General features: G+C 66.3%; 6 protein-coding genes and 3 pseudogenes. 3 read left to right on the forward strand and 6 right to left on the reverse strand.

The genetic code is table 11. The features are described 5' to 3' along the window. From I5M_RS33635 to I5M_RS29550, 3 genes and pseudogenes are all read right to left on the reverse strand, one after another. Nucleotides 1-151, reverse strand: a pseudogene (locus tag I5M_RS33635) (4-(cytidine 5'-diphospho)-2-C-methyl-D-erythritol kinase); the annotation flags it as partial. Between the two features lie 179 nt (nt 152-330). Then, the gene (locus I5M_RS11415) at nt 331-2,112 is read right to left on the reverse strand and encodes a tetratricopeptide repeat protein (RefSeq protein WP_022721526.1); all 1,782 of its coding nucleotides are present in this window, start codon (nt 2,110-2,112) and stop codon (nt 331-333) included. Nucleotides 2,113-2,311: 199 nt separating this feature from the next. Next, nucleotides 2,312-4,129 (reverse strand): annotated as a pseudogene (locus I5M_RS29550) (4Fe-4S dicluster domain-containing protein). A gap of 69 nt (nt 4,130-4,198) precedes the next feature. Here I5M_RS29550 and I5M_RS11425 point away from each other — a divergent pair. Both I5M_RS11425 and I5M_RS11430 read left to right on the forward strand, forming a co-directional pair. Beyond that, the gene (locus tag I5M_RS11425; protein ID WP_022721527.1) at nt 4,199-5,032 is read left to right on the forward strand and encodes a uracil-DNA glycosylase family protein; all 834 of its coding nucleotides are present in this window, start codon (nt 4,199-4,201) and stop codon (nt 5,030-5,032) included. A gap of 756 nt (nt 5,033-5,788) precedes the next feature. After that, entirely contained in the window at nt 5,789-7,735 is a 1,947-nt protein-coding gene (locus I5M_RS11430) for a TonB-dependent siderophore receptor (protein WP_244431977.1), read from the forward strand. 19 nt (nt 7,736-7,754) lie between these two features. On the opposite strand, the gene I5M_RS11435 is transcribed toward I5M_RS11430, so the two are convergent. Continuing rightward, nucleotides 7,755-9,263 (reverse strand): glycosyltransferase family 39 protein, encoded by a 1,509-nt coding sequence (locus I5M_RS11435; RefSeq protein ID WP_031336098.1) that lies wholly within the window; start codon nt 9,261-9,263, stop codon nt 7,755-7,757. A 71-nt stretch (nt 9,264-9,334) separates the two neighbouring features. Further along, nucleotides 9,335-10,231 carry a ribonuclease HII gene (locus tag I5M_RS11440; RefSeq protein WP_022721530.1) on the reverse strand — a complete coding sequence of 299 codons (897 nt, stop codon included), beginning with the start codon at nt 10,229-10,231 and terminating at the stop codon, nt 9,335-9,337. 156 nt (nt 10,232-10,387) lie between these two features. Here I5M_RS11440 and I5M_RS11445 point away from each other — a divergent pair, with 156 nt between their 5' ends. Then, nucleotides 10,388-10,756: a hypothetical protein gene (locus I5M_RS11445; protein WP_031336099.1), complete on the forward strand. Its 369-nt coding sequence runs from the start codon at nt 10,388-10,390 to the stop codon at nt 10,754-10,756. A gap of 192 nt (nt 10,757-10,948) precedes the next feature. Here I5M_RS11445 and I5M_RS11450 read toward each other — a convergent pair. Further along, nucleotides 10,949-11,651 (reverse strand): annotated as a pseudogene (locus I5M_RS11450) (hypothetical protein). Nucleotides 11,652-11,686: the final 35 nt, after the last annotated feature.

Raw genomic sequence — 11,686 nt, forward strand, 5'->3', positions numbered from 1 at the left:
GATCGAGCGTCAGCGTGTCGGCGCAGTCGGCAAACGCCACGACGCTTTCGAGCTCGTGGTAACCGTCGGTCCGCCGGCCGACCACACGCAGCGTCAGATTGACCTTGGCGCGCGCAACATCGCGCAGGTCGGTCGCAGCATTGTCACTCACAGAAAGGCTCCCCAGCCAGTTCGCATCGGCCCGAGGCTGAAATCCNCCGGGCGTCCGACCGCCGTTGCGAGCAGTGAAGCGAACGTGCTGCCCGGTTCGCAACGCGGGATGCTATTTGCGCAAAGACGGCGCAATTGCCAAGTGGTCAAGCCCGACGGATGTTGCGTCGAGGCGCAGGATCAGCCGCCCTTGCCGTCCTCTTTCTTCTTCTCGACGCTGGCGGCCGCCGGCGTCGCCGGATCCGGCAGGCCGTTGGCGATCTTGGCCTCGATCTTCGGCAGATCGTCCGGATCGGGCTTCATGTCACGCGCATGCGCCCACTGGAACTGCGCCTCGAGCTTGCGGCCGACGCGCCAATAGGCGTCGCCGAGATGGTCGTTGATGGTCGGGTCTTCCGGCTTCAGCTCGATGGCCCGCTCCAGCGTCTTCACCGCGTCGTCGTAGTTGCCGATGCGGAAATACGCCCAGCCCAGCGAGTCGACGATGTAGCCGTCGTCGGGACGCTGATCGACGGCGCGCTTGATCATACCCATCGCTTCGTCGAGATTGATGCCCTGGTCGATCCAGGAATAGCCGAGATAGTTCAGCACGTGCGGCTGCTCGGGCTGCAGCTCGAGCGCCTGCTTCATATCGGCTTCGGCCTTCGGCCACTGCTTGGAGCGTTCCTCGCAGATGCCGCGGAAGTAGTAGTACACCCAGCGATTCTTCTCGGTGCCGGTGAGCGCGTCGATGCCCTTCGAATAGGTGCCGACGCAATCGGCGAACTTCTTGCGGCCGCGTTCGATATTGCCGAGCGCCATGAGGGCGTCGAGATCCTTCGGATCCTCGGTCGTCACCGTCTTGAGGATCTTGATCGCCTCGTCGCTGCGATCGGTGGCGTCGAGATCGGTGGCGAGCTGAATCTGGGCGTTGCGCTTCAGCGGCGAATCCGCCGGCACCCGCTCGTAGACCTTGATGGCCATCTGCGGCTTCTTGACCGACTCGTAGAGGTCGCCGAGCGACAGCAGCGCCAGCGCGTGGTCGGTCTGCAGATACAGCGCGAGCTGCAGATAGACCAGCGCCAGGTCTTCGCCGCCGCGGCGGGTCAGCGAGGCGCCGATGCCGTACAGCGCCTCGGCGGCGCCGGCCTGCGGGCTTTCGACCAGCGGCGGCAGCTTCTTGCCGGCGTTGGTCTCGCGCAGCGCGGCCTCGATCAGCGGATGGCGCGGCAACTTCTTGTCGAACGCCTGGTAGATCTCGCCGGCGGCGGTCGGGCTCTTGTTGCGCGACAGCCAGCGCCCGTAGGCATCCATCACCCGCAGCGCCGAGTCGTCGAGCTTGTAGGCGCGCTCGAACCGCACTCCGGCGTCCTTCTCGCGGCCCGCGGCGTCGAGGATCATGCCGGCGTGCAGATCCTTGAAGATCGGGTACCACTCGGGGCCGGCGAGCTTGTCGATATTGGAGACTGCATTCTTGACGTCGCCGCTGCCGTACAGCGCCCAGCTGCCGATCAGCGTCGCGATCAGATCGGTGATCGGACCGCGCACCGACTGGTTCACGTTGCGCAGTGACGACGCATATTTCTTCTGCTTCAGATCGTGAACGCCGAGCACGAGGCGCGCGACGCGGTTGTTCGGATCGATCTTGAGAGCACGATCGGCGAGCTTCACCGCTTCGTCGATGTCGCCTTCGGCCAGCGAAGAGATGAAGGCGCGGTCGAGCAGTTCGTTGTTCTTCGGATCGGTGCGCAGCGCCGAGCGATAGAATGCGGCGGCCGAAGCGGCATCGCGCTCGACGCTGGCGTGGCGGGCGGCCAGATAGCTGCCGGCGGTGGTCATCTGACGCAGATCGTGACTGGTCGGAAACTGCGCCGAATTGTCCGCGGGGTGATCCGGCGTCTGCGCCAGCGCCGCTCCCGAGATCGGCATCGTGGCGACGGTCACGGCGACCAGCAGGGATCGGCGGATTCGATTGGCAAGCATGAAGTCGCCTAAGCTCCAGGGAGAAGGTGCCCGGACAACCCGCCGAGCCGGCAGCGCACTAAGGCTATGACAATGCCGCGTTTATCGCCGCACCGCAAGGATCGGCGGCCTCGCGAACGAACACCGGCGCCGCGACGAAGTGAGACGGCCGCATCATGGCAGCATCGTGACGGCTGGCGAAGCAGCCCGGCTGCTTCGCTCACGGATTCGTGGCCGCCTCCGCGATCACATGCCCTGATAGTTCGGCCCACCGCCCCCCTCGGGCGGGAACCCAGGTGAAGTTGCCGTTCGGATCCTTGATATCGCAGGTTTTGCAGGTGGACGCAGTTCTGCGCGTTGATCTGGAAGCGCGGCCCCCCGATTCCCCGATTCATTTCGAAAACGCCCTGCGGAAAAATAGCGCCCCCGACGGCCCGGCATAGACGTCGTGCTCCGACGACTTCTGCAGCGCCATGTCGGCGACCTTGAGGTGAACCGGCTGATCTCCCTCGTGATTGGTGTTCGACAGGAACACCGAAGACAGCCGGTCGAAGGTCAGCTTGCCGTCCGGCTTGGCAGGCTTGTGCGGCTGATGCGACTTGGCGGGATCGAGCGTCGAGCGATCGGGCTTGCCGTGCGACAGCGTGCCGAACACCGAAAAGCCGAAGGTCGAGCACCACATCTCGAAACCGGCCAGCACGACGCCGACGGCGGTGCCGAATTTCGACCACAGCGGCTTGACGTTGCGCACGCGGAACAGATCGCGGCCGACCACGGAGTCGCGCCAGGCGTTCTCGTAGGCGGCCACCTCGTCGTTGGCGCGGCCCTCGGCCAGCGCGGCGGCGACGTGCTCGGCCGCCAGCATGCCGGAGCCGATGGCGTTGTGGACGCCCTTGATGCGCGGCACGTTGACGAAGCCGGCCGCGCAGCCGATCAGCGCGCCGCCCGGGAACGTCAGGCGCGGCACCGACTGCCAGCCGCCTTCGGTGATGGCGCGGGCGCCGTAGGAGATGCGCTTGCCGCCCTCGAAGATCGGCGCCACCGAGCGGTGGGTCTTGAACTTCTGGAACTGCTCGAACGGCGACAGATAGGGATCGTCGTAGTTCAGATGGACGACGAAGCCGACCGCGACCAGATTGTCGCCGTAGTGATACAGGAACGAGCCGCCGCCGACATTGTTGCTGAGCGGCCAACCGAACGAATGCGCGATGCGGCCCTTGCGGTGCTTGTCCGGCGCGACCTGCCAGACTTCCTTCAGGCCGATGCCGAACTTCGGTGGATCCGAATCCTTGTCGAGCTTGTAGTTGGCGATCAGCTGCTTCGACAGGCTGCCACGCGCGCCCTCGGCGAACAGCGTGTACTTGCCGAGCAGCTCCATGCCACGGGTGTAGGAATCTTTCGGCTGGCCGTCGCGGCCGATGCCCATGTCGCCGGTGGCGATGCCGCGCACTTCGCCGTTGTCACCGTACAGCACTTCGGTGGCGGCGAAGCCCGGATAGATCTCGACGCCGAGCGCCTCGGCCTGCGGCGCCAGCCAGCGGCACAGATCGCCCAGCGAGCCGATGTAGTTCTTGTGGTTGTCGAGCATCGGCGGCACCATGATGTTTGGCACCTTGATCGCCTTCTCCGCCGTCATGACGTAGAAGTGGTCGTCCTCGACATGGGTCTTGAGCGGACAGCTCTCGTCTTCGCGCCAGCTCGGCATCAGACGATCGAGCGCCGAAACGTCGATTACCGCGCCCGACAAGATGTGGGCGCCGACTTCGGAGCCTTTCTCCACCACGACGACCGAGAGGTCCGGATTGATCTGCTTGAGCCGGATCGCCGCCGAAAGGCCCGAGGGGCCGGCTCCCACGATCACGACGTCGAATTCCATCGATTCGCGGGGCGGCAGCGCTTCGTCACTCATGTTTCTTCTCACAGCGGCAGGTCGAGGGCGTTTCCCGGACGTGTTGTTTACGATTTTTCGCACCAGGACAACCACCCAGATGTACCGGAACGATGCAGAAAGCAAGCAATGCGGAACTTGGTTTCGCATTGCGAAATCCCGATATCCGATCCCCGAAACAACTGTTCGCCGGGACGATCACAGGTTAAATCCAAACCCATGACTCCCGAGCCCGTGCCAAGCCTGCGGCAATTGCTCGCGTTCTATGTGGACGCGGGGGTCGATTGCGCGCTCAGCGACGAGCCGATCGATCGGCTGGCGGTCGAGGAGATCGTTGCTGAAGCGCCGCGGCCTTCCGCGCCTGCAGCGCCACGGCTGCAATCGCCGATTGCGCCGCGTCCGGCTCTACCCGCGAATATCCCGGCCACGCCCGAGGCCGCGATCGTCTCGGCTCGGGAAGCCGCCGCAACGGCGCCGACGCTGGAGGCGCTGCGCGCGCTGATGCAGAGCTTCGACGGCTGCGCGCTGCGCACCACCGCAACCCAGCTGGTGTTCGCTGACGGCAATCCGCAGGCGCGCCTGATGCTGGTCGGCGAAGCGCCGGGCCGCGACGAGGACATCGAGGGACTGCCGTTCGTCGGCCGCTCCGGCAAGCTGCTCGACCTGATGCTGGCGGCGATCGGGCTCGATCGCAGCAAGGTCTACATCGCCAACGTCATCCCGTGGCGGCCGCCTGGCAACCGCACGCCGACGCCGCAGGAGACGCAGATCTGCCTGCCCTTCATCAAGCGCCAGATCGAACTGGTGAACCCCGACGTGCTGGTGACGCTCGGCAATCCGTCGACGCAGGCGCTGCTCGAAACGCGTGAAGGCATCATGCGGACACGCGGACGCTGGGTCGATTATCACACCGGCACGCGAACTATCCGCGCGCTACCGACGCTGCACCCCGCCTATCTGCTGCGCCAGCCGACCTACAAGCGTCACGCCTGGCAGGACCTCCGCGCGATCGTCACCGCGCTCGAAGCGACGGAGAAGTCGGCGGCTAGTTAGCTCGGGCCCGCGACGCCAAGGGTCCCCGCGATCCGAAGCAGCGTACGCCGGGGAACGAAGCCTTCGCGCCATGCGTGCGTCACGCGTGTTCACACACCAGACATCTCCAGACATAGAACCTATCCAGTCTGCCTCCGCGTGCATTGACCTGCGTAGTTCGATCCCGCATCACGATGGTATCAGAAGGTCGACCACGTCGCGAACGCGAACGTCGTCGAAGCGCTGATGCTGTTTGCTGACGACGCACGCTCGGGGGCGAGAGTGATACATCCTGACAGGAGCGCCGCGACCGTCCCGCGGCGCTGATCGACGGCACGCCCGTCAAAACGTCACGGCGTGAGCACCAAGCTCGCGTCGGGAGTTCGGCCGCGCGTAGTTGGCGATCGCCTGCGCCGCAACGCCTTCCCATCACATCGATCGCGGCGAGGTGCCGCGCAAGGATCTCTCATGTCCCGTTGCCGAGCTCTCGGCGGCGTGAGCCTGCTCGTGCTTGGCTGGCTCGCCGCATCGCCCACAAGTCACGCGCAGACCGCCGGTCAGGTGCTCCCGTCGGTGACGGTGGAGGCGCCGCGAGCCGCACGTCCCAAGCCCGCAACGACACGCTCGCGCAATGTAGCCTCCGCCCGGCGCACCGCACGCCGAGCAGCGACGCCGCCCGCGCAACCGCCCGCCCCGACCGTCGCGGCGCGGGCATCGGCATCGGACCGGCCTGCGGCTTTCGCCGGCGGCCAGGTCGCGCGCGGCAGCAGGCTCGGCATGCTCGGTAATGCCGACACCTTCAACTCGCCGTTCTCGACCACGAGCTACACCAACGAGGCGATCCGCAATCAGCAGGCCTCTACGGTCGCCGATGCGCTGATCATGGATCCGTCCGTGCGCGTCACCAGCCCGATCGGCGGCATCCTCGATTCGTTTTACATTCGCGGCTTCCCGATCGGCGAAGGCACCTCGGGCGAAGTGGCGTTCGACGGCGTCTACGGCATCGCGCCGAATTTCCGTGTCTTCAACGACTATGTCGATCGCATCGAGGTGTTCAAAGGCCCCGCCGCGATGCTGTCCGGCGTATCGCCGAACGGCGGCGTCGGCGGCGTCATCAACATCGTGCCGAAGCGCGCCGATGCCGATCTCAGCCGCATCGGCGTCAGCTACGCCTCCAAGGGCTTCGCCTCGACCAACATCGATGTTTCGCGGCGGTTCGGCGATCAACGCGAGTTCGGCCTGCGCTTCAACGGCAAGCTCGGCGGCGGCGACACCGCGATCGATGGACAAACCGACCGACTGCATGTCGGGTCGCTGGCGTTCGACTATCAGGGCGAGCGCTACCGAAGCTGGATCTATGCGTTCACCCAGAACGAGCACATCAACGCGCCGATCCGCCCGTTCGCTATCGTGCCCGGGCTCGCGGTGCCGGCCGCGCCCGACGGCAGCACCAACGTTACGCAGCCATGGGAATGGTCGCGCATCCGCGAATCCTCGGTGCTGTGGAAGAACGAGTTCGACCTGTCGGACCAGGTGACGCTGTTCGGCGACGTCGGCGGTTCGCAGAGCAACGTGGAACGCTTCTTCGGCCTGCCGACCATCTTCAACGCCGCCGGCGACCTCCGCTCGACGCCGCAATACTACAATCTGGACGTCGATCGTTTCACCTTCGACGGCGGCTTCCGGGCGCGGTTCGAAACCGGCTTCGTCCATCATGCGCTCACCGTGCAGGGTTCGCATTATCGCGACGATCAGTATCGTGCCTTCCCTGCGGGCAAGACCTATACGTCCAATCTCTACGCGCCGATCCTGCAGCCCCAACAGACCTACACCGTACCGGGCTTCAAACCGCGCCTGTCCGACACCACGCTGAACGGCGGCGCACTCGCCGACACGATGTCGGTGCTGAACGATCGGCTGTCGTTGACGCTGGGCGTGCGCCGGCAGCAGGTGCTGGCGCACAACTACTCGACCGTCACCGGCGCACTGACGACAAGCTACGATCAATGGGCGACGACGCCGATGGCCGGTCTCGTCGTCAAGCCGATCGATCACCTGACGCTGTACGCCAACTACATCGAGGGCCTGAGCCGCGGCGACGTCGCGCCGGTCACGGCGCGCAATTCCGGCGAGGTGCTGGCACCCTACCGGACCAAGCAGGTGGAGACCGGCGCCAAGCTCGATTTCGGCCGCATCGGCACCACCGTGGCGCTGTTCCAGATCACCAAGCCGAACGGCGAACTGAATGCCGGCATCTACTCGGCCGGCGGTGAGCAGCGTGTGCGCGGCGCGGAGTTCAACGTGTTCGGCGAACTCGCGCCGGGCGTACGGGCGACCGGTGGCGTCACGCTGTTCGACGGCACGGTGACGCAGACCGCCACCGTCGCCAACATCGGCAAGACGCCGATCGGCGTGCCAACGACCCAGCTCAACCTTACCGGCGAGTGGGATCTGCCGCGCCTCGCGGGCGTCACGCTGACCGGAACGGTGGTCTACACCGGGCGGCAGTATGTCGACTCCGCCAACACGCAGGTGCTGCCGGCGTGGACCCGCGTCGATCTCGGCGCGCGCTACGTGACCTCGATCGGCGGCCGCAAGAACACCTTCCGCGGCACGGTGCAGAACGTCGCCAATACCAACTACTGGGCCGGCGTCGCCTCGTTCGGCACTTTCGCGCAGGGCACGCCGCGGGTCTATCTGTTGTCCTGGGACATCGAGTTGTAGGCAGTATGCCTGCGGGCGCTCATGGCGTCTTCGGCCGCACGATCGCCCAGCCGATGCGGATCAGCGGCTGACGGCCGGCGATCAGCCGGTCGAACGCCCGCGGCAATTCCGGCACGATGTCGGGGAAGCGTTTGGCAATCTCTTCCGGCGGCTTGCCGGCCGTATCTGCGGCACGCCAGACGACGATGCCCCCGGTCTGCTGGAAGCTGGCCAGGTTGATCCACGGCGTCCTGGCCGGCGTCGCATCGAGCAAGAGGCGCGGGCGCGACGCGCCCATCGCCACCAGGCTGGCCAATTCCGGATCACCCGCGACGGCGGGCAGCGGCTTGCCGGTGCGGCGTTCGAAGGCTTCTCCGAAGAAGCGCGCGATGTCTTTGGCGGGGATGGCGGTTGGAAGTTCGGTGCGGCCGATCCAGGGCTGCACCACCGCCCCCCCGATCACCGCCACCGCAGGCGCCACCACCAGCGCGGCCCAGATGCTGCGGAGCAGGCGCTGGCGATGGATCGCGACGACATCGGCGCCGGTGACGACTACCGCGAGGCCGGTCAGCAGCAACGCGATGCCGCCGCAACCCGCAAGCTGCGCCGGCCCGAACACCGCGGCGCCGACGCCCGCCAGCAGCAACGGCCCCAGCGCGAACACATAGACGAAGCCGCGCGCCAAAGGATCGACCGGCTGCCGCACCACCACGGGCGAGTCGTCGTTCTTCGGCGCGAACCGGCCGTTGTTGAACAGCGTCAGCACCGCGACGCCCGCCGCCGACAGCAGCAGCATCAGCACATAGATGCCGCCGATCTGCGCCCGCTCGGCGATGTCCGCGTTGGCCGGCAGCGACAGCGACGCCCATAGATCGGCTCGGATCAGCCAGACTGCGTAAGGCACCACGAGCGCAGCGATCACCAGCACGGAGAACGCGGTGTCGAGCGACAGGAACGCACGCCGACCACGCGCGGTCGCGAGCGCGAAGCCGAGCGGCAGCAGTAACAGCACCGGCGCCGCCGTCGTGGTCAGCAGCAACAGCCCGACTTCCAGCGACAACGCGAACCAGGCGTTGCGTCGCCCCTGCCCGATCACCTGCCAGATGTGCAGCAGCGCCAGCGCCCACAGAGGCCGCGCCAGGATCATCGGACCGAACGCGGTGCCGTCACTGGCGAAGGCCGTGATGGTCGAGGTCAGGATCACCGCGACCACCGCATGCTGCGGCCCGGCGATGGCCCGGCCGAGCCGATACAGCGCCACGAAGGTGACGACGAAGCAGATCTGCGCCAGCAGATAGACACCGAAGATGTGCTCGCCGGCGGCGCGATAAGCCAGATCGGCGAGCCAGAACGCCAAAGGCGGACCGAGATCGGTGCCGACCTGATATTCGCGGCCATAGGCCAGCACGGTGGCGACATCGCCCGGCGGGCTGGCATAGACCAGCATCGGCACGACGAACCACAGCAGCGCCTGTGCGCCGACCACGAGCCAGACCACCAGCAACGGCCGGGCGCGGATCAGCTCGATGACCAGAGATGTAAAACGCATGTGGGACCGGCGGCGATCGATGCCGTGGTGATAGGGCCCGCCGGCCGGCCACGCAACCGGCTCGGCTGCGCTCAAGCCGTCGCCCCGAGGCCCAGCTCGGCCGCGACTTCGAACAGATCGCCGATCGGTGCCGGCGGCTTGCCCTCCCGCCGCTCCCAGGCGGCGGCCACCGGCGCGAAGAAGCGGCGGTGATGGATGGTCGGGCCCAGCCTCGCCAGCGCGTCGAGATGGTCGGGGACGCCGTAGCCCTTGTGCTGCTCGAAGCCGTAGCCGGGACAGTCCTGAGCTAATTTGCACATCAGCCGGTCGCGCGAGACCTTGGCGATGATCGAGGCCGCCGCAATCGATGCGACAAGGCCGTCGCCGCCGATCACGGCCTCGCAGTCGCATTTGGTCGCCAGCCGGTCGCGGCCGTCGACCAACACATGCTGCGGCATATCGGGCAGCGCATGGACCGCGCGGGTCAGCGCCCACAGCGAGGCACGCAGAATATTGTCGCGGTTGATGCGCTCGGTCGACGCCACCACAACGGAGACCTGCGCGGTGGCGCAGATTTCCTTGAACAGCTCCTCGCGGCGCTCGGCGGTCAGGCGCTTCGAATCGTCGAGACCCTTGGGCACACGCTTGGGATCGAGCACCACCGCCGCGGCCACGACCGGGCCCGCCAGCGGCCCGCGGCCGGCCTCGTCGCAGCCGGCGACCGGCCAGATGCCACGCTTGATCAGCGCCCGCTCTCGCCGAAAGCTCGGCGGTGCGATCGCGATGACGCCCTTGCCGAGGCCTTTGCGAAGTCCCTTGGTCGGTACGGCTTTGGCGGCGCCACCCTTGGCCGTGGCTTTGGCTACCGCCTTCGCATCAGACGGCTTGGAAGCAGCAGCCTTGGCGAGGATCGGCTTCCCTTTTGCAGCCTTCACCGTGGCGGGCGCGAGCATCGCGGGTTTGGCGGGTGACTTGCCGTTTCGAATCATCGGGCGATGCTGCTGACCGATGCCTGCCGGTGCAACCGAAAACTCCCGATCATGCCCGCAATTCGACGACCATTCGGGCCGCCGCACGGGGGAGTCCGGAACATTATCGTGGCAGGCCGGTTCCGAAAGGGGGCGATGCCGACTGGAGAGACGACCATGGAAAGAAAGATCGCAGGCTTGATCGGAGCGGCTGCGGCGCTCGGCGCGGCAACGGCGCCGGCCGCGGCGGCGCCGATGACTACTGACGTGCTGCAAGCCAACACCTACGCTGATTTGCTGCAGCCGATCCCGGACGCCTCGGCCAAGCTACAGGCGCTCGACGCGCAGGCCGCGTCCGAGCCCGCAGAGAAGCCGGTCCAACTGGCGCAATTCTACTATCACCACCACCACCATCATCATCACCACGGCTATTGGCATCACCACCATCACGGCTATTACGGGCCGCGCATCGTCGTCGTGCCGCCGCGCTTCCGGCATCACCATCACCACCACCATCATCACCATCACGGCTACTGGGTGCGCTGATCCGCGCCATTCGTTTCTACGCTACTCCGTCATGGCCGGGCTCGTCCCGCCTGCGCGGCCGAAGCCGCTTCGACGCGGCGAAGGCCCGGCCATCCACGTCTTCCGCACTTCAGCACCCAAGAACGTGGATGCCCGGCACAGGCCGGGCATGACGGGGCTAACTCACTGCGAATTATTTCGTCCGCACGGCTGTCAGCCGGTGCGGTCGCGCTCCTTGGCGGCGCGGTGCAGGTGGCGATAGGTGCCATCGAATACCGTATCGGTCGACGACGTCCATTCGGTGCCGGCGGCGAGCTTCGGGCGATTGGCATAGATGCGGCGCGATTGCAGTTCGCGTTCGGCGGCTTCCTCGGTGGTCATCGGCTGCAGGTCGAAAGCGGACTCTTCCGGAAGCACGATGATCTGAGCGAACGGCTCGCCGCTGCGGAAGATATGTGTGCGACCTTCCGCCGGCGACTTGAACACGCAGAAGAACACCATCGGCCACCAATTGCGGATCAACGCCGGGACCGCGATCGGCACCGTATCGGTGCGATCGGTGTAAAAGCGCGGATGCGGCTCGGTGCGGATGGCAAGGCCTTGCTCGACCTTGAAGTCGAGCAGCAGCTGATAGGTGTAGAAATTGTCGCCGAAATTGCGGAACGGCGGCCATTGCAATCCGGGCTGCGGCGGCTCTCCCCATTCGCTGTCGAAGACCAGCCTGCCATTCTGCGTCGAGACTCGAAGCTCGTTGTCGTAGGGATAGAACAGCTCGATCCCGTATTGGGCGCTTTCGCTGAATGGCACGCAGTGCCACACCTGCTCGCGCGATCCGTCGGTGCGCGGATTGCGATCGCCCGACCAGCCCGGAATTTCCAGCTTGGTCCGACGGGGCGCCAGACGCAAAGTGGTTCATCCGATATTTGACGGTGGCATGTCACCCTCCGCGCC

Source organism: Rhodopseudomonas sp. B29 (assembly GCF_000333455.1).
Taxonomy (GTDB): domain Bacteria; phylum Pseudomonadota; class Alphaproteobacteria; order Rhizobiales; family Xanthobacteraceae; genus Rhodopseudomonas.